The sequence below is a fragment of the Streptomyces catenulae genome, assembly GCF_000718015.1.
Classification (GTDB): Bacteria; Actinomycetota; Actinomycetes; order Streptomycetales; family Streptomycetaceae; genus Streptomyces; species Streptomyces catenulae.
This window is the reverse complement of sequence record NZ_JODY01000002.1, coordinates 25436-44823: the sequence shown is the minus strand read 5'-3', so window position 1 is coordinate 44823 and position 19388 is coordinate 25436. Positions and strand designations below refer to the sequence as shown.

The following is a 19388-nucleotide window of genomic DNA, read 5'->3' as shown; positions in this document are numbered from 1 at the left end:
CGCACCGACCACGGGGGTTGATGTGACGACGACCGATATGTTCCAGCTGCCGGACGAGGCGGACTTCCCGAAGCTCCTGGACCGCGCGCTGGCCACCCGCGAGATGGCCGAGGGGCTGCGCCGGGCGGGCGGCGACCCCGACGCCGGGCAGCTGCGCGCCGATGCGCTCAGCTCGGTCGCCGTCATCGCCGCCGCGGCCGAGCAGGAGTACCGCACCTACCGCCGCCTCGCCGACGCCCGCCCCGCACCCCGACCGGTCCGTCCAGTGGTCCGCCGCCCGTCGAGCGGGGCCACCGGCGGTGTGCTGCCCGCGCTCGGGGTGCTCGTACCGGGGCTGGCGGCGGTGGCCGCGGCGATCTTCCTGCTGCTCGGGTTCCTGCTGCGGGGTGTCGGGCTGCGCGGGCAGTTCGCCGACGAGCTGATCGTCGCGGGGGAGATCGCGGCCGGGGTCGCGGCGGTGGCGACGCTCTGCGGCCTGCTGTGGATGGTGGTGGTCGCCGCCCGCAACCGCCCGTCGGCGGGCAGCCGTTCGGCGGCGGACGCCGAGGTGGCCCGCGCCCTGACGGCCTACCAGGAGGCGCTGCTCACCCGCGGGCTGCTGCCGTTCCTGCGGGCCCGGCTGGGCGACGCCGCGGCGGAGCCCCGGCCCGAGCCGGACGCGTCGCCGGGCGAAAAGCGGCCCCGTACGGGTCCCGGCTACAGCGCGCCCGATTTCGCCAGCCCCGATTTCGCCAGTCCGGACTTCGCGAGCCCGGACTTCGGCAGCCCGGACTTCAGCGGGCCGGGCGGCGCCGCGGAGCGCTGAGCCCCCGCCGGGGCGGCGCCGTCACCGGCCCCGCCCCAGCGGCCTTGCGCTGCCTCGCTCAGCCCTTCAGCGGGCCGCCGTTGATCGCGATCCGGCGCCCGTAGCGCGCGAGCGGGTAGTAGTCGTACGACACATGGTGCTGCACACAGCGGTTGTCCCAGAAGACCAGGGTGTTGGGCTCCCAGCGCACCCGGCACTGGAGCAGCGGACGCCCCGACACCGTCTGGTAGAGCATGTCCAGCAGCGCCCGGCTCTCCGGCGCCGACAGCTGCGGGATCCGCTGGGTGTAGATCGGGTTGACGTAGAGCAGCTTGCGGTCGGTCTCCGGGTGGCGCACCACCACCGGGTGCTCGTTCCGCGCCGTGACGTGCCCCTTCGGGATGGGCCGGTCCCCGAACGCGAGCAGCCCGTCGTGGACCGCGGTCAGCCCGTCGAGCAGCTCCCGCATCGTCGGCGAGAGCAGGTCGTAGGCGAGGTGCATGTTGGCGAAGAGGGTGTCGCCGCCGGTGCCCTGAGGCGTCTCCAGGATGTGCAGCATCGAGCCGAGCGACGGCTCGGCGTCGGCGGTGCCGTCCGCGTGCCAGGCGTTGCCCGCCACGTCCTCCGCGCCCGGGGTGGTGACGATCTCCAGGATGTGCGGGTCGCCCTCGGGCGGCGGCGGGTTCACCGGCCGCAACTCACCGAAGTGCGAGGCGAACCGGAGATGGTCCTCGCGGCTGATGTCCTGGTCCCGCAGCACCAGCACATGGTGGTCGAGGAAGGCCGTCCTGACCTCGGCGAGCTGCTCGTCCGACAGCTCCTCGGTCAGATCGACCCCGGACACCTCCGCGCCGATCACCTGGGTGAGCGGAGCGACCTCGATGGTCCGGTACTTCCGGGCGGGCCGGGTGACGAGACGCTCGATGGCGTCGAGTTCGTACTGCTCCATGTCTGCTTCCTTCGGTGGAGGGACGGTACGGAGAATGGTTCAGGGATGGGTGTCCAGCGCCGCATGGAGCGCGGCGGCCACGGCCCGGGTGTGCGGGGGCCGGACGATCCCGTAGTGGTCGGTGGGCAGCTGCCGCCAGTCGCCGGGCAGCGCCAGATGGTCGCGCCACAGCTCCCGGTGCGCGGCGGCGGGCAGCGGCGCGGGCAGCCCCTCCGCCGGGTGCTCGGCCAGCCACATCCGGGCGGGCGTCCGGGTCAGCCGGGGCAGCCGGTGGTCGGCCATGGAGGCGAGGTTGGCCCGGCAGCACCGCGCCAGCCGCTGGGCGTACGCCTGGCCCTCGCCGGTGAACGCGCCGCCCACCGAGCCCAGTTCGTGTGCGAAGACCGCTTCGAGCTGCTCCTCGTCGTAGCCCTGGAAGCCCGGACCGGAGCCCGGGGGCGGCGGGTCGAGGAGATGGACGCCGGACACCGGGTGCCCGGCCGCCTCGGCGAGCGCGGCGATGCCCACCGCGGTCCAGGCGCCGAACGACCAGCCGACCAGGTGCAGCCGCTCCGTGGCGTCGCCGAACCGGGCCCGGAGCGCCGCGTGGTAGCGGCGGGCCCGTTCGTCCAGCGCCGGGGTGGCCGCGTCCGGGTCGCGCAGCGCCGGGTCCGCGATCAGACAGACCGTCGCCCGGTCGTCGAGCGCGGCGACCAGCGACCGGTACGCCTGGATGTCGCCGCCCACCGGATGCAGCAGGCACACCACCTCGGGTCCGGTGCCCTCCTGCCACACGTCGAGGGCCACCGCGTCCGCCGCGGCTTCGGCCGCCGGGTCCCCGGCGAGGTGGGTCAGCAGGTCGTGGAGGCTGACCCGGGGGCCGAACCACGACAGGTCCAGCTCCACGCCGTAGTGCTGTTTGACCACGCCGATCAGGTCGAGCAGGGTCAGCGAGTCGGCGCCCAGGTCGTACAGCGGGGCGTCCGGGTCGAGCGGATCGGCGTCGAGCCAGTCGCGGAGCCAGTCGGTGAGCAGCTCCGCGGGGGCGGGAGCGGCCGGTTCCGGGACGGCCGGTGCCGCGCCGCCGACCGGCACGGGAGCGCTGGTGGCCTCCGGGACGGGCCCGGCGTAGAAGGTGCGGGACGCCTCGATCTCCGTGGTGGAGACCAGCAGCTGCGGCAGTTGCAGCGCCACGGCGCGGCCGAAGACCCGTCTGCCCTCCTCGACGGTGAGGCCGACGGAGAGATGGGCGCGGTGCCGGGCGTCGCCCGCCGGGACCCGCAGCGCCATGCCGGTCTCCCGCCACACGTCCCAGTCGAGGGCGATCCGCGCGGTGGCGCCGGGCCGGTGGTGGGCGAAGGCGTCCAACAGGCCCGCCGCGGCGGCGTAGTCGTACTGGCCGACGCCGCCGAGCCGCGCCGACATCGACGAGCAGAGCACGACGAGCGCGGGGGCGCAGCGCTCGACCAGCCGCTCGACGAGGAGCGCGCCGTGCAGTTTGGCCTGCTGGCCGTCCGCACCGGCCGGGCGCCGGACGACGAGTCCGCCGGTCGCGGCACCGGCGGCGTGCACCACCGTGGCCGGGCCCGAGGTGCGGGCGGCGATCTCGGCCACGAGCGCCTCGTGGCCGCCGGCGTCGGCGAGGTCCGCCTCGATCAGCTCGACCCGCTCCGCCCAGGACGCCAGCGCCTCCGGCAGCCGGGGCCGCCGGGCGACCAGCAGCACCCGGCCCGCGGTGTGTTGCAGCAGCCAGGCGGCGACGCCCGTCCCGATGCCGCCGGTGCCACCGAGGACGACATGGTCCCCCTCGGGCAGCTCGGGCGCCGGATCCGGTGCGGTGACCGGCACGACGACCTGATGCCACCAGTGGCCGTCGCGCAGCGCCAACCGCTCGGGCAGGGCGGTGCGCGGGGTGGCCGAGGTGAGCAGCGCGGCCAGCGGCCCGGCCCACTCGGCGGGGTCCGCGGCGGGCAGATCCAGCCACCGGCCGTCGGCGGCGCCCTCCTGCACGGCGACCGTGGCGACGCCGGTGAGCAGCGCCGCCTCCGGCCGTTCGACACCGCCGCCGACCGGCTGCGCCCGGTACGACAGCCACCACAGGCGCGGCCGGAGCGCGGGCGGGGTGTCCGCCAGCGCCTGGACGAGGGCGGCCGGGGCGTCCAGACAGGCGCGCTCGGCCCGGGCCAGGGAGGCCGCGCCGACCGGTCCGGTCAGGCCCAGCGGCAGCGCGTGCAGCCAGTCGGTGCCGCCGTCGGCCCCCGGGCCCAGCGCGTCGAGCAGCTGACGCCAGGCGGCGGGGTCGGCGGGATCGACCTCGAAGGCGTCGTCGCCGCGGCGGACGAAGGCGTCCGCGGTGCCGACCCGGACCACCCGGGAGTACGCCGCCGCCAGCTGCGGCGGCGCCGCGTCCGGCACCGGTCCGTCCGTGACCAGCACCAGCTGCCGGAGGGTGGGCTCCGGGCAGCCGGGCGCGGCCCGGCGCCACCGCACCCAGTGCGGCTGGCTCAACCACTCGGCCTCGGGGAGCCGCGGCGGGACGGCGGTATCGGCGTCGGTACGGGCCGGGTGGCTCTCGGCCGGGGCCGGTGCGTCGTCCTCCCGGCGCGCCCGCGGGAAGTCGTACTCGGCCAGGTCGAAGGCGGGCGGCGGGAAGTCCCACGGCGCCGGGGCCGGACCGGGGCGGGCGGGGAGCGGGGCGCCGGTGAGCCAGGCGGCCACCGTGTCCCGTGGGTCGGCGCCGTCCGCGACGGGCACCGCACCGGACGGCTCCGGGGCCGCCACCGGCTCCACGCCGCGCAGCCACCGCACCGCGGATGCCGCGTCCGGGCAGACCGCGGCGGCCCGCCAGCGCCGCTGCGGGCGCCCGGAGCGCAGATGCCGCAGCACCGCGCCGTAGGTCTCCGGACGGGCCGTCAGATGGTCGGCGATATGCGCGGCGTCGGCGCGCAGCGCGGCGGGGCTCGACGCGGAGAGGAACAGCGCGCCGTCCGCCGCGTCCGGCCCGGTGGTCTCCGCCGCGGGCGGCGCCTCCAGCACCACATGGGCGTTGGTGCCGCCGATGCCGAAGCTGCTGACCGCCGCCACCCGGGGCCGGTCGGCGGGCCAGGGCCGCGCGGTGGTCGGGAAGTGGAACGGCGTCGGGTCCGGGTCGATGTGCGGGCTCGGGGCGCGGAAGTCGGCGTGCGGCGGGATCACCCCGTGGTGCACACCGAGCACCGCCCGGATCAGCCCCACCACACCGGCCGCCGCGCCCAGATGCCCGAGCTGGCTCTTGACCGAGGTCAGCGCGGTCCGGCCGGACTCCGGCACATCGAACGCCTGCCGCAGCGCGCCGATCTCGACCGGGTCGCCGAGCCGGGTGCCGGTGCCGTGCGCCTCGACGTACGCGAGGTCGGCGCCGGTGCGGCCACCGCGCCGCAGGGCCGCCCGGATCACCTCCCGCTGCCCGGCGAGCGACGGTGCGCTGTAGCCCATCTTGTCGGCGCCGTCGTTGTTCACCGCGGAGCCGGTCAGCACCGCGTAGACGGTGTCGCCGTCGCGCCGGGCGTGGGCGAGCGGCTTGAGGACGACCACGCCGACGCCGCTGCCGCCGACGGTGCCGCTCGCCCCGTCGCTGAACGGACGGCAGTGGCCGTCGGCGGAGAAGATGTGCTGCGGCTGGTAGCGGTAGCCGTCGTGCAGCGTGGTGTCGACGAGCACCCCGCCGGCCAGCATCACGTCCGCGTCGCCCTGCCGCAGCAGTCCGGCCGCCAGATGCACCGCGACCAGCGAACTGGCGCACGCCGCCTGGGCGGTGAACGCCGGACCGGTCAGCCCCAGGTGGTAGGCGGGCTTGGTGGCCAGATAGTCCTTCTCGTGGTGGAGCGAGAGCCGGAACGCGTCCGGCAGCGCCGCCGGATCGCCCTCCTGGAGCATCGTGCGGTAGTACGTGCTCTCGCCCGCGCCCGCGATCAGACCGGTGCGCGGACCGGTCGCCGGATCGGCGATCCCGGCGTGCGCCAGCGCCTGCGCCGCGCACATCAGCAGATGGCGCTGTTGCGGATCCATCAGCCGGGCCTCGGCGCGGCTGAGGCCGAAGTGCTCCGGGTCGAAGGCGAGCGGCCCGTCCAGCATGCTGCGCGCGCCGACCATGCCCTCGGCCGCCTCGAAGTCCTCGATACCGCGGCCGCCGGTGCGTATCAGCTCCCAGAACGCGGCGAGATCCACCGCACCGGGCAGCCGGACCGCCATCCCGACGACGGCGATCGGCTCGGCCGCGGGGAGCGCCTCCGGCGGCTCGGGCGCGGCCGGAGCCTGCCCGGTCTCCGCCGCCGCTCCGTCCAGGAACCGGGCCAGCGCCCGGACCGTGACGTGTTCGAAGAGGTCGGCGACGGTGAGGCGGAGCCCGCGCTCCGTGGTGCAGCGCAGGTGGTAGCGCATCAGGGTCAGGCTGGAGGCCCCGGCGTCGAAGAACGTCTGCTCGGGGGCGATCGGACGGCCGGTCACCTCCTCGAAGAGCGCGGCCAGTTCGGCCTCGCGCGGGGAGCGCGGCGCGGTGTCCGCCGCCCGGCCGCCGATCTCCTCGCCGGGCGCGCGTAGCGCCGCCGCCCGGTCCAGCTTCCCGCTGGGCGTCCGCGGCAGCGCGGTCAGCCGCCGGAAGCGGGCGATCCGGACGTACGCGGGCAGCAGGGTCGCCAGATGCGCGGTGAGGGCGGCGGCGTCCGGCGGTGTACCGCGGCATTCGAAGCACGCGGTCAGCGCGGCGCCGTCGGCCACCACCACGGCGTTGGTGATCTCCGGGTGCCGGAGCAGCGCCGCCTCGACCTGGCCCAGCTCCAGCCGGTGCCCGCTCAGCTTGATCTGCTGGTCGTCGCGGCCCAGGTAGTGCAGCAACCCGTCCCGGTCGAAGCGGGCGCGGTCGCCGCTGCGGTAGAACCGCCCCTCGCCGGGCAGTTCGGTGAACCGCTCGGCGTTGAGGTCCGCCTCCGGGGTGGCCAGATAGCAGCGGGACGCCATGGTGCCGCCGATGAGCAGCTCACCGGGGCAGCCGGGCGGCACCGGCCGCCCGTCGCCGTCCACGACCCGCAGCACCGCACCGGCCACCGGCCGCCCGACGGCCGGGCGCTCCGGCCAGTACGCCGGGTCCCCGTCGAGGCACAGGGCGCTGACCACATGCGTCTCGGTCGGCCCGTAGTGGTTGAACAGCCGGGCGCCGGGCAGCCCCGAAAGCCAGCGGCGGATCGCCTCCGTACACACCAACTGCTCGCCCGCGGTGACGATCTCGCGCAGCCGCGACGGGTACCGGCCCAGATGGACGGCGTGCTCCGCGAGCAGCTGGAGCGCCACGTACGGCAGGAAGATCCGCTCGGCGCCGGACTCCTCCAGCTGCGCGAGGAGCGCGGGCGCGTCCTGCCGCAGGCCGGGGCCGATCAGCCGCAGGGTGCCGCCGCCGCACAGCGCCGAGAAGATCTCCTGGAACGACACGTCGAAGGAGAGCATCGAGAACTGCTGGGTGACGGCGGGCGCGCCCAGACCGCCCGCGTCCGCCTGCCAGGCGAGGAGGTTGCAGAGCGTCCGGTCGGAGACCTGGACGCCCTTCGGCGTACCGCTGGAGCCCGAGGTGAACAGCGTGTAGAGCGGCCGGGCCCCGTCGTGCGCCGCGACCGGCGCCCCCGCGCCGCCCGCCCGCAGCGTCACCGGATGGCGCACCACCCGGCCCGCCGGATCGACCGCGTCCAGACCGGGCGCGCCACCCGGCGGCACCAGTACGCAGAGCGGCGCGGCCCGGTCGAGGATCTGCCGCAGCACCGCGGGCGGGTACGCCGGGTCGAGCGGGACGACCGTCAGATTCAGCCGGGCCAGCGCCAGCAGCGCCACCACATGCGTCAGCGACGGCTCCAGATACAGCGCGACCCGCGCCGGAGCCCCGTCCGCGACCGGGAACGCCGCCCGCACCTCGGCCGCCAGCGCCGCCGCGTACCCGTCCAGCGTGGCGTAGTCGACGCTCCGTTCGCCGTCGGCCACGGCCGGGGCGTGCGGGGTGCGCGCCACCTGCCGGGCGAAGCCCTCGGCCACCGTCGTGAACCCGGGACGGGCCCGCGGGCCGCGCCCGTGGTCGGGCTGGAGCGCGCGGTGCGGGGCGGCCAGTTCGGCGGGGGTGTGGGCGCCCGGGTCGGCGAGCAGGTCCAGGGCCCGCCGCAGCAGGGTGTCCAGCGCGGCGATCTCGTCGGCGTCGAAGTGGTCGGTGGCGTACTCCCAGACGCACTCCAGCCCGTCCGCGTACGCGACGACGGAGAACGTCAGCGGGCACTTCGCCTCGGCCGGCGGCCACCACAGCGGGCGGGCCGCGCAGCCCGGCAGCCGGAGCGCGTCGAAGTCGGTGTTCTCCTGGACGAAGAGCACATCGAACGGCGCGCCGTCGTCAGCGCCCCACGCGCCGCTCAGCGCGTCCAGCGCGTCCGAGAACGCCACATCCTGCCGGTCCAGGACCGCGGCCGTCTCCGCGCCCCCGCGCAGCAGTTGGGTCCGCAGCTCCTCGTCGGGGGCGACGGTCAGCGGCAGCAGCACGGTGTTGGCGAACATCCCCACGCCGTCCGCGAACTCGGGCACCGGACGGCCCGCCACCGGCGCCGCGATCCGCGGCCGGGTGCGGCCGGTCACCGCGTACAGGCTCCAGGCGAAGACACCCAGCAGCACCTGGAAACGGGTCAGGCCCAGCTGGGCGCAGAGCCGGTCGACATGGGTGCGGCGCACCGTGTCCAGCCGGGTGTGGAGCAGGTGCGCCTCGGGGAACGGCGTCGTCCGGGCGGGCAGCAGCCGCTCGCCCGGCCCCGCCGCCGTCGCGTCGTACTGCGCGGCGAGCGCGTCGCGGCGCTCGGCGTAGCCGGGGCGGTCGAACCACTCGGCCTGCCAGCGGGCGTGGTCGAGCGGTGTGTACCCCTCCTCCGGCGCCGCGGGCGGCCCGTCCGGGTACGCCGCGTACGCCCGCGAGAGGTCCGCGAACAGGACGTTGAGCGACCAGCCGTCGACGGCGATGTGGTGCAGCTGGAGCAGCAGGACCGCGCCGTCGTCGTCCGGCAGCAGACAGGCGCGCAGCATCCGCGGCGCGGCCAGGTCGAACGGTTCGGCGAAGAACCGGGCGGCGAAGGCCCGGCGCCCCGCCTCGTCCGACGGCGGGTCGCCGGGTTCGGTCCACGGGTCGTACGGGTCGCCGACGCGCTGCTCCAGCCCCTCCGGCGTCGCCTCGAAAGCGGTCCGCAGCGCGGGGTGGCGCACCACCAGCTGCCGCACCGCGTGCCGCAGCGCCGCCGCGTCGACCGCGCCGTCCAGCCGGAACGCCTGGCCCACGTGGTAGGCGCGGGAGGCGGGGTGGCGGCGCTGGTGCAGCCAGAGGCGTTGCTGTTCGGCGGTGGCCGGTGCGGAGCGCGCGCCCGAGGGCGGCGCGACCGGCGGGTACGGCGACTCCCCGGTGTCGCGGGCGGCGGCCACCGCCTCGGCGACGGCGGCCAGATCCCCGCCGAGCACCAGCGAACGGTCCAGCTCACAGCCCCAGCGGCGGCGCGCGGCGAAGCAGAACCGCAGCGCCTTGAGCGAGTCGCCGCCCGCCGCGATCCACCGGTCGTCCGGCCGCGGATCCGCCAGCCCCAGCACCTCCCCGGCCAGCTCCAGCACCTCCCGCTGCCACGGGGTGACCTCCGCGGCGGCGGTGTCCGCGGTGCGCCGCCACGGCCGGTCGGCGCGGGCCAGCAGCGCCGCCTCGTCGACCTTGCCGTTGGCGGTCAGCGGCACCGCGTCCACCAGGAAGAGATGGTGCGGACGCATATAGGTCGGCAGCCCGTCCGCGAGGTGCCGCTCGCACTCCTCGTACGACAGCTCCCCGTCCAGCACCAGGAACGCCAGCAGCTCGTGCGGGCCGTCCGTGCCGGAGCGGCGGGTGCAGACATGGGCGTGGCGGACCGCCGGGTGCGCGGTGATCTGCCGCTCCAGCTCGCCCGGTTCGATCCGGAAGCCGCGCACCTTCACCTGCCGGTCGGCGCGCCCGACGTACGTCAGCAGCCCGTCGGCGTCGGCGCGCACCAGGTCGCCGCTGCGGTAGTGGACCGTCGCCCCGCCGTCGTACCAGGGCAGCCGGACGAAGCGGCGGGCCGTCTCCTCCGGGAGGTTGCGGTACCCGGCGGCCACCCCGGAGCCCGACAGATACAGCTCGCCGATCTCCCCGTCGGCCGCGGCGCGGGTGCCGTCGGCGGCGACCACGACCGCGCCGGTCTCCGGCAGCGGCCGCCCGATGGGCACCACCTCGCCGTCGAAGTCGGGCGGGACGGGGTACGACACCGCGAAGGTGGTGGTCTCGGTCGGCCCGTAGCCGTTGATCAGCCGGGTGGCGGTGCCGGGGTGGTGCCGGTACCAGCGGCGGACGGTGCGGGCGTTGAGCTGTTCGCCGCCGACGAGGACCTGCCGGGCGCCGCCGAAGCAGTCCGGCGCGGTGTCCACCACGGCGTTGAACAGCGCCGCGGTGACGAAGAGCGTCTCGATCCGCTCCCGCAGCAGCGTCGCCGCCAGCCGCTCCGGATCACGCACGTCCGCGTCGTCGACGATCACACAGCAGCCGCCGGTCAGCAGCGGCGCCCACACCTCGAAGGTGAGCGCGTCGAACGCCGGGTTGGACAGACAGCCGAACCGCATCCCCGGCGCCGTCCCGACGAACTCGGGCCGGGCCAGCCGCAGCACCCCGGCGCCGGGGACCTCGACGCCCTTGGGCAGACCGGTCGTTCCGGAGGTGTAGAAGAGGAAGGCCGTCGGACCGGCGGCGTCCGGCCGCTCCTGCGGCGCCGGGAAGCGGCCTCGCGCGGCGAGCAGCCCGTCCGCGTCCAGCGCCCGGACACCCGCCGGGACCTCGGGCGGCATCGCGCCGTGGACGAGCGCGACGGCGCCCGCGTCGGTGAGGATGTGGCGGCGCCGCTCCGGCGGGCTCTGCGCGTCCAGCGGGACGACATGGGCGCCCAGCCGCAGCACGCCGAGCATCACGCAGATCAGCTGCCAGGAGCGCGGCAGCTGCACCGCCACCGCCTGCCCGGGGCGGACGCCGTGGCGGCGCAGCCCGTCCGCGACGGCGGCACCGGCCGCGTCCAGCGCCGCGTAGTCCAACCGCACCGCACCGTCCTGCACGGCGGGCGCCTCGGGGGTGCGCACCGCCCGGGCGTGCACCTCCTGTGCCAGTCCTGACATCAACTGACCTTCTCCGTGAGGGGGTTCGGGTTCTTCCGGTGTGCGGTCCGCCGTGCGGCCGTGCGGGGATCCGGTCACGCCGCACCTCCGGCGGAGCCGGGGTCCGCGGCGTCCGGGGCGGTCGGCGGCGCCGGTTGCGGCAGCCGCGCCAGCTCCGCGGCGATCACCTCCGCCACCCGCGGCAGCTGCGCGCCCTCCAGGATGTCCCAGTGGCCGCACGCCACCGGCTCGGTCACCAGCCCGCCGTCGGCCCGCCGCTCCCAGAACGCCCGCACCTCCCGCACGGTCGCCGGGTCCTCGTCCTCCTCGGTCGCCTGGACGAACACCAGCCGGGCACCGGTCGACGGGACCTCGTAGTCACGGGCGGTCATCCGGTTGTGGTTGTAGACCCGCAGGTACCGGTCGATCTGCGCGTCCTCGATGCCCGGGTACATCCCGTTGAACCGCACCAGCTTCGCCCGGAACTCATCGGCGTCCACGGGGGTGACCGCCGCCCGCGCCTCCGGGTCGTCGGTGCCGCGGGTGTCGAGCAGCACCACGCTCACCCCGCGGTGCCCGGACTCCGCCAGCAGCCGCCCCATCGCATGGGCGACCAGCCCGCCGTACGAGAGCCCGCACAGCACCAGCGTCTCGTCCGCGCGCACCTCGATCAGCCGCAGATACTCCTCGGCCATCGCCTCCACCGACGGCAGCGGCTCCTCCCCGGCGTTGAGACCGGGCGACTGGATGCCGACGACGCCGGTCTCCGGCGGCAGCGCGGTGGCCAGCGGCAGATAGCAGAAGGCGGTGCCGCCCGCCGGGTGCACACAGACCACCCGCCGCCCGTCGCCCGGCCGGAACTCGATCAGATTGCTGCCGGGCTGCCCGGACGCGTCGGAGCGCAGCCGTCCGGCCAGCGCCTCGATCGTCGGATGGCTCAGCAGATCGCGGATGGGCAGCGTCCGGCCGAACTCCTCACGGACGGCGGAAGCCACCTTGATCGCGGAGACGGAGGTGCCGCCGATGTCGAAGAAGTTGTCGGTGACCGAGATCGACGGGCGCAGCAGCACGCCCTGCCAGATCCGGTGCAGCGCCAGCTCGACATGGTCGCGCGGCGCCGCGGTGTTCACCTGCGACGGCGCCGCGTGCGCCGCCGCCAGCAGCGCCTTACGGTCCACCTTGCCGCTGCGGTTGAGCGGCAGCACCGGGAACTCCACGAAGAGCGCCGGGATCATGTGGTCGGGCAGGTGGCGGGCGAGCGCGGTGCGCCACTCGTCGGCGCGGCGCGGCGCGGCGTCGCCCCGCCCGAGGGCGGCCACCAGCCGCAGGTCACCGGCGTCGTCCCGGTCGGCGAGGACCGTCGCCTCCCGCACCCCGTCCAGCGCCAGCAGCGCCGTCTCCACCTCGCGCGGTTCGATCCGGAAGCCGCGCAGCTTGATCTGGTCGTCGCCACGGCCCAGGAACTCCGCGTTGCCGTCGGGCAGCCGCCGCGCCAGATCGCCGGTGCGGTAGATCCGGCCACCCGGGACGAACGGATCCGGCCGGAACCGCTCCTCGGTCAGATCCGGGCGCCCGTGGTACCCGGCGGCGAGCGAGGCGCCGCCCAACCAGACCTCACCCGGCACCCCCGGCGGCACCGGACGCATCCGCGCGTCGAGGAGGTAGAGCCGGGTGTTGCCCAGCGGCCGGCCGATCGGGCACGAGCGGTCCAGCGGCCGCGGATCGGTGTACGCGGTGCTGTAGGTGGTGGCCTCGGTCGGCCCGTAGCCGTAACAGATCCGCAGCCCCGGCAGCGCCTCCGTCATCCGGTGGAGCGCCTTCTCGGGCAGCGGCTCCACGCCGGTCAGCAACTGCCGCAGCGCCAGCCCGGCCAGCCGCTCGCCGGGCGCCTCGTCGATCCAGCGGACGTAGGCGGGCGGCAGGAACGCCTGGACGATGCGGTGCTCACGCATCCAGGTCAGCAACGCGTCCGGGTCGCCGCGGAGTCCGTCGGGGACGAGGTGCAGCTCCGCGCCGGTGGTCGGCGGCAGCAGCAGTTCGTGGACCATCGCGTCGAAGCCGATGCCCGACCATGCGGACGTCGCCTCACCGGGCGTGGGCCCGAACCGGTCCAGCCAGGTGTCGAAGAGGTTCAGCACACTGCGGTGGGTGACCGCCACGCCCTTGGGCCGCCCGGTCGAACCGGAGGTGTAGAGGACGTACGCCAGATCCTCGGGCCCCGTGGTCACCACCGGCGCCTTCTCCGGGTCGCCCGCCGCCTCGACGCTCCGCAGGTCCAGATGGCCGTCGGGCGCGTCGGCGCGGTCGGTGAGCACCAGCGCCGGGGCGGCGTCCGCGATCATCGCGGCGCGCCGGGCGTCCGGCTGCCCCGGGTCCAGCGGCAGGAACGCGGCGCCCGCCTTCAGGATGCCGAGCAACCCCACCACCAGCTCCGGCGTCCGCCCGGCGTGCAGCCCGACGAGCTGACCGGGCCGCACCCCACGGGCGACCAGCGCGGCGGCCAGCCGCTCCGCCCGCCGCGCCAACGTGCCGTAGTCCAGGCGCCGCCCCGCGCACTCCACCGCCGTGGCGCCGGGACGGGCCGCGACCTGCGCGTCGAAGCGGGCGACCAGCGAGGCGGGCGCGGCGAGCGGCACCGCGCCGTCGCCGCGGGTGGCGTCCCAGTCCTCCAGCAGCCACCGGCGCTCCGCCTCGTCCAGCAGCTCCAGCTCACCGATGGTCCGCCCGGGCGCGGCGGCCATCTGCGTCAGCACCCGCTCCAGGTAGCGGGCGTACCGCTCCGCCGTCGCCCGGTCGAACAGCGCGGTGGCGTAGTCGAGATGGCCGGTGAGGCAGCCGTCCTCCTCGGTCACCATCAGCATCAGATCGAACTTGGCGGCGATGAAGGGGAGCTTCAGCTTCTCCGCGGTCAGCCCCGGCAGCTCCAGCAGCGTGCCGAGCGCCGGGGTCCAGGAGAGCGTCGTCTGGAACAGCGGGGTGTGGGCGGTGCTGCGCAGCGGGTTGACCAGCTCCACCACGCGCTCCAGCGGCAGCTCCTGGTGGATCAGCGCGCCCCGGATCCCGGCGCGGGCCCGGCGCAGCACCTCGGCGACGGTGGGATCGCCGGACAGATCGCTGCGCAGCGGAAGGGTGTTGGCGAAGAAGCCGATGACGTCGTCGGCGTCCCGCCCGCGGCGGTTGGCGCTCGGGATGCCGACAACGATGTCCGTCTGCCCGGACAGCCGCGACAGCAGCACCGCCCAGCCGCTCTGCACGGCGGCGAAGAGCGAGGCACCGTGCTCCCGCGCCGCCTGCCGCAGCGCCTCGGTCGTCCGCGCGTCCAGCCCCAGCACGACCTGGTCGCCGGTGAAGTCCTGGCGGGGCGGGCGCGGCCGGTCGGTGGGCACCTCCAGCACCGGCGGCGCGTCCGCCAGGTGCTTGCGCCAGTACGCCTCCTGCGCGACGACCTCCGCGTCGGCCGTCCGGGCGAGCTGATCGGCCGCGTGGTCGGCGAACTGCCGGGACACCGGCGGCAGCGGATCGTCCGCACCGGCCAGGAACGCCGCGTAGAGCGCGTTCAATTCGTTGATCAGGATGATCTGGGACGCCCCGTCGATCACGATGTGATGGACCGTCACCATCAGGACGTGGTCCTCCGGCGCCAGCCGGACGAGGAGACCGCGGGCGAGCGGGCCGGTGCTCAGATCGAACGGGACGGCCGACTCCGCCCGGAGCACCTCGGCGAGCCGCTCCTCCGAGGGGTTCTCGTCCGACAGATCGAGCGTGACCATCGGGAGACCGACCTCGGCGGGCGCCGCTATCTGGTACGTCTCACCGTCGACCGCCACCATGCGGGAGCGCCATATCTCGTGCCGCGCCACGACCGTGTCCAGCGCCCGGCGCAGCGCCACCGTGTCGAGCGGGCCCCGCAGCCGGTAGGGGAGCGGCTCGTTGTAGGCGTCCTCGGCCCCCTCCAACTGGCTCAGCACCCACAGGCGGCGCTGTGAGGGGGACAGCGGCCGCGGCACCCCCTCTCCCGGCACGGCGGCTTCCCCGCGGGAGGGCCGCACCGCGTCGGAGGGGCCGCTGTGGCGATGAGCGAAGGTCTGTGTCACCGGGAAACCATCTCTTTCCTCTGTGGGGGAGGGGGTCGGAGGCGGCGGGGCGTGCCGACGGGTGTGGCGTCGAGGGGGACGGTCGGTGACGCTCCGAGGGGGCGGTGGCTCCGGCCCGCGGAGCCCGGCGTGCCGGGTGGCGGGCGGCGGCGCCGGATATCTGTCCGCCGGACGGACCGGCGGGAACGAGCGGCCGGTGTCCGCCCGCCACGTACGTGCTCGGTCGCCGTGGCACCGCTGGTGCGGGGGTCGGTATCGGGCGGAATGAGTCGAAAGCTCGTTCCTACGACCTCAGTGATGATTGATCAACACGTGAGCGGGTGTCAATGGCAGGAGGTTCAAGTCGCATTCGGTGACGCGAAGCCGACTGTTGGTGAACCGGATCCGGGCCCACGACGCCCCGGAACAGGCATTTTCGGCCGCGTCACCGCTATCCCGCCGTCCCCCGCGCCCGCTCGCGGAACGCCACCGGGGTCGCTCCGGCGCGCAGCCGGAAGAAGCGGGTGAAGAGGGCGGCACCGGGAAATCCGAGCCGTTCGCCGATCGCCGCGGACGGCAGATCGGAGTGGACCAGCAGCCGTTTCGCCTCCAGCAGGATCCGGTCGTCGAGGAACCGCTTCGCGCCACAGCCCGTCGCGGCGTCCGTCGCCCGGGTCAGCGTCCGCACGCTGTAGCCCAGCGCCCGCGCGTAGTCCTCGACCCGGTGACTGCGGGTGAAGTCCCGCTCCACCGCTCGCCGGAAGCGGTCGAACACCTCACCTCCGGCCCGCTCCCGCCGCACCCCGCCCGGCAGTTGGGACAGCCGCAGCACCAGCACCGCCAGCAGATGCCGGACGACCTCGACATGGACCTCCAGCGGCAGATCCGTCAGCCGCCGGTACTCGCCCTCCAGCATCTCCAGCGTGGCCCGCAGCTGACCGGCGGCCGGTTCCGCCGGGGTGAGCGGCAGCCGCCAGGCGCGCCGCTCCACCTGCGCGGCACCGGCGGTCGCGGCGTCCAGGAACCCCGGCTGGAAGAGGACGACCGTCCCCCGCGCCGCCGCGGGGTCCGAGGCGAACGTGAGTACCTGCCCCGGCCGCACCCACAGCCAGCCGCCCGCGGCGACCGTGCACGGGGTGAGGTCCACGGAGCAGTGCAGTTCCCCGGACCCGACGGTGACCAGCAGATGGAAGCCGGGCCGCAGCGGCGCGCCCGCGGCCACGCCCCACCGGCCGGTGAGCGCGGCGAGCCCCGCGGGATCGGTGACCTCCACGCCCGGCGGCCCGCCCGGCGTCACCGGGAACGCCACCTCGGCGATCCCGCCCGCCGCCCGCCCCGCAACCTGTCCGTTTCTGCGCATGATGCGTCCGGAGCGTACACCGGCCGCCGCCTCGGCCGTGCCTAGCGTGAGTTGACCGCACCGACCGCCGCCGGACGCGGCGGCCGACCGCGCCGCCCTGTCCGAAAGTGTTCCATCCGGCGCCGCGACGTCCGCCCCCGCACGGCTCCGCCCCCGCACGGCTCCGCCCCCGCACGGCTCCGCCGCGCCCGCCCCTCCGCCGGGAGAAGACCCGTATGACCCAGCACGGCCCCGCCCTCAACTTCCGTGACTTCCTCGACACCCTGCTCGCCACCGGCGACGCCGTCCCCGTCGGCCGCCCCGTCGACCCGCACCTCGAAGCGGGCGCCGTCACCCGCCGCGCCTACGAGACACATGCCCCCGCCCCGCTCTTCACCGACCTCACCACCGGCACCCCGGGCTTCCGCCTCCTCGGCGCGCCCGCCGGGATGAGCACCCCGGACAAGGGCGCCTACGGCCGCCTCGCCGCCCACGCCGGACTCGACCGGGACGCCACCCCGCGCACCGTCGTCGAGAAACTGATCACCGCGATGCACACCGCCCCGCTCCCGCCGGTCACCGTCACCGACGGACCCTGCAAGGAGAACGTGGTGCGCGGCGCCGACCTCGACCTGACGGCGCTCCCCGTCCCGCTGCTCCACCAGGAGGACGGCGGTCGCTACCTCGGCACCTACGGCTTCCACATCGTCCGCACCCCGGACGCCTCCTGGACCAGCTGGTCCGTCGCCCGCACCATGCTGCACGGCCCCACCACCCTCGTCGGACCGGCCATGCCGCAGCAACACCTCGGCATGATCCACGCGATGTGGCGGGAGAAGGGGCTGCGCACCCCGTGGGCGATGGTGCTGGGCGCCCCGCCCGCCGCGCTCGCCGCCGCCGGGATGCCGCTGCCCGCACACGTCGGCGAGGACGGCTACGTCGGCGCGCTCACCGGCAGCCCCGTCGAGGTCGTCCGGGCGGAGACCCACGACCTGTACGTCCCCGCCAACGCCGAGATCGTGCTGGAGGGTTACCTCAGCGCCGACGAGACGGCGCCCGAGGGGCCGATGGGGGAGTACCACGGCTACTCCTTCGGGGAGAGCCGCCCGCAGCCCGTCTTCCACGTCGAGACGCTCACCCACCGCGACCGCCCGGTGCTGCCGGTCTGCGTCGCGGGCCTGCCGCCGGAGGAGAACCACACCATCTGGGGCACGATGATCTCCGCCACCGCCCTCGACACCCTCCGCACCGCCGGACTCCCCGTCGACTTCGCCTGGTGCTCCTACGAAGCCGCCACCTGCTGGCTGGTGGTCTCCCTGGACCGGGCGGGGCTGCGCCGGATGCGGACCACCGAACGGGAGCTGGCCGACACCGTCGCCCGTGTGCTGTTCGGCTCGCACGCGGGCTGGCTCGTCCCCAAGGTGCTGCTGGTCACCGACGACATCGACATCACCGACATCCGCCAGGTCGTCTGGGCGCTCGCCACCCGCAGCCACCCGGGCACCGGCACCCACACCTACCCGGACGCCCCCGGCATCCCGCTGGTGCCCTACCTCACCCCCGAGGAGGTCGCCGCGGGCCACGGCGGGAAGTCGGTGACCTGCTGTCTGCTGCCCGGGCAGCTCGACGGCACCTCCCGCGCGGTCACCGCGTCGTTCGCCACCTCCTACCCGCCGGAGCTGCGCCGCCGCATCGTCGCGGAGTGGGCGACGTACGGCTACCGCTGACGGCACCAGGCCCGTCGGCGGCTCACTCCGCGCCGACGGGCCGCCCCGCACCGGCGAACGCGCCGCCGGGGCCGAACGCCAGCGCCGCGAACCGCTCGCCCATCCGGCGGTGCGTGGCGGCGTCCGGGTGGAGCTGATCGGGCAGCGGCAGCTCGGCGAAGTCCGCCTCGCCGTACAGCTCCCGCCCGTCGAGGAGGAAGAGCCGCGGATCCCCGGCGGCGCGCTGCCGCACGATCCGGGCCAGCTCCTCCCGGATGACGCGGAGCGTCAGCTTCCCGGCGCTCCGCTCGGCGGGACTGCCGGTGGCCTTGAACTGCAACTGCCCGCCGGAGAGGTTCTCGAAGTCCGGGGCGCTGGGGCCCGGGGTGTCCTCGTGGATCGGGCAGAACGTCGGCGAGATCACCAGCAGCGGGGCGGTCGGGTGGCCCTCGCGGATCGTGTCGAGGAAGCCGTGGACCGCCGGGGTGAAGGCGCGCAGCCGCATCAGATCGGCGTTGACGAGATTGATGCCGATCTTGACGCTGAGCAGATCCGCCGCGGCGTCCCGCATCGCCCGGGCGGTGAACGGATCGAGCAGCGCGCCGCCGCCCAGACCCAGGTTGACCAGCTCCGCACCGCCCAGCGAGGCGGCCAGCGCGGGCCAGGTGCTGGTGGGGCTCGCGGCGTTCGAACCGTGGCTGATGGAGCTGCCGTGGTGCAGCCAGACCGGCGCCCCGCGCGCGGGCCGCGGCTCCACGGGCGCGTCCGCGCGCACCGCCACGAGCTGGGTGATCTCGTTGTACGGCAGCCAGATCTCGACGTCCTTGGCGCCCTCGGGCAGCCCCGCGAAGCGCACCGTGCCGGGCTCCCCCGGCTTCGTCTCGGCCGAACCGGAGGCCATGTCCACCAGCAGGACGTTGCCGCCGCCGGTCGACCCCTGCGCGACGAGCCGCCCGTCCACCACCAGGTCGTAGACGCCGTCCGGCCGCTCCGGCGCGCCCACGTACGCCATCTTCGTGCGCAGCGTGTCCAGTTCGACGGTGGTGGCCCGGGTGCGGAACACCAGCCGTACGCCGGAGGGCTGCGACTCCGCGAGGGAGAGCTGCGCATCGGCGAACTGCGCGCGGGCGCGGGCGGGGAGCCGGTGCGGCAGCAGTCCGTGCGCGGTGCGCTCCACATCGAGGGCGCCGCGCAGCAGCGACTCGGTGAGTGGAACGGTGAGCAGGTTCGGCGTACCGCCCGGACCTGCGGTGTCGTCGTGCTGAGGGGTCATGGCACCACCTTGTCAATTGTTTTCCGGATGCGCACACCAATTCCCGCGCGGGGCACGGGGCGGGCGGCCCGCGGTTTGCACCGCCGGGAGGCAGTCAATAGC

Annotated in this window: 7 protein-coding genes; 2 read left to right on the top strand and 5 right to left on the bottom strand. The window is 75.5% G+C overall.

What is annotated here, in order from left to right; all coding sequences use genetic code 11:
• Positions 1-22: 22 nt before the first annotated feature.
• The gene (locus tag IF23_RS0102550; protein WP_245654866.1) at positions 23-805 is read left to right on the top strand and encodes a hypothetical protein; all 783 of its coding nucleotides are present in this window, start codon (positions 23-25) and stop codon (positions 803-805) included.
• A gap of 58 nt (positions 806-863) precedes the next feature.
• Here the strand turns inward: IF23_RS0102550 and IF23_RS0102545 are convergent, their stop codons facing one another.
• From IF23_RS0102545 to IF23_RS0102530, 4 genes are all read right to left on the bottom strand, one after another.
• On the bottom strand, positions 864-1733 hold the full coding sequence (locus IF23_RS0102545; RefSeq protein WP_030279264.1) for a TauD/TfdA dioxygenase family protein: 870 nt from the start codon (positions 1731-1733) through the stop codon (positions 864-866).
• Between the two features lie 39 nt (positions 1734-1772).
• Positions 1773-10916 (bottom strand): non-ribosomal peptide synthetase, encoded by a 9144-nt coding sequence (locus IF23_RS0102540; protein ID WP_030279262.1) that lies wholly within the window; start codon positions 10914-10916, stop codon positions 1773-1775.
• 74 nt (positions 10917-10990) lie between these two features.
• Positions 10991-14989, bottom strand: coding sequence for a non-ribosomal peptide synthetase (locus IF23_RS0102535; protein ID WP_281179945.1), 3999 nt, complete (start codon positions 14987-14989; stop codon positions 10991-10993).
• A gap of 430 nt (positions 14990-15419) precedes the next feature.
• Entirely contained in the window at positions 15420-16328 is a 909-nt protein-coding gene (locus IF23_RS0102530; protein WP_030279259.1) for a helix-turn-helix domain-containing protein, read from the bottom strand.
• Positions 16329-16543: 215 nt separating this feature from the next.
• On the opposite strand from IF23_RS0102530, the gene IF23_RS0102525 reads away from it, so the two are divergent.
• Positions 16544-18034: a UbiD family decarboxylase gene (locus IF23_RS0102525; RefSeq protein ID WP_030279258.1), complete on the top strand. Its 1491-nt coding sequence runs from the start codon at positions 16544-16546 to the stop codon at positions 18032-18034.
• 22 nt (positions 18035-18056) lie between these two features.
• Here the strand turns inward: IF23_RS0102525 and IF23_RS0102520 are convergent, their stop codons facing one another.
• Positions 18057-19286 (bottom strand): GDSL-type esterase/lipase family protein, encoded by a 1230-nt coding sequence (locus IF23_RS0102520; RefSeq protein WP_030279256.1) that lies wholly within the window; start codon positions 19284-19286, stop codon positions 18057-18059.
• Between the last annotated feature and the right edge of the window lie 102 nt (positions 19287-19388).

Coding starts and splice junctions, on each gene's coding strand:
- IF23_RS0102545 (WP_030279264.1), bottom strand. CDS start 1,733: ATGGAGCAGTACGAACTCGACGCCATCGAGCGTCTCGTCACCCGGCCC.
- IF23_RS0102540 (WP_030279262.1), bottom strand. CDS start 10,916: ATGTCAGGACTGGCACAGGAGGTGCACGCCCGGGCGGTGCGCACCCCC.
- IF23_RS0102530 (WP_030279259.1), bottom strand. CDS start 16,328: ATGCGCAGAAACGGACAGGTTGCGGGGCGGGCGGCGGGCGGGATCGCC.
- IF23_RS0102525 (WP_030279258.1), top strand. CDS start 16,544: ATGACCCAGCACGGCCCCGCCCTCAACTTCCGTGACTTCCTCGACACC.
- IF23_RS0102520 (WP_030279256.1), bottom strand. CDS start 19,286: ATGACCCCTCAGCACGACGACACCGCAGGTCCGGGCGGTACGCCGAAC.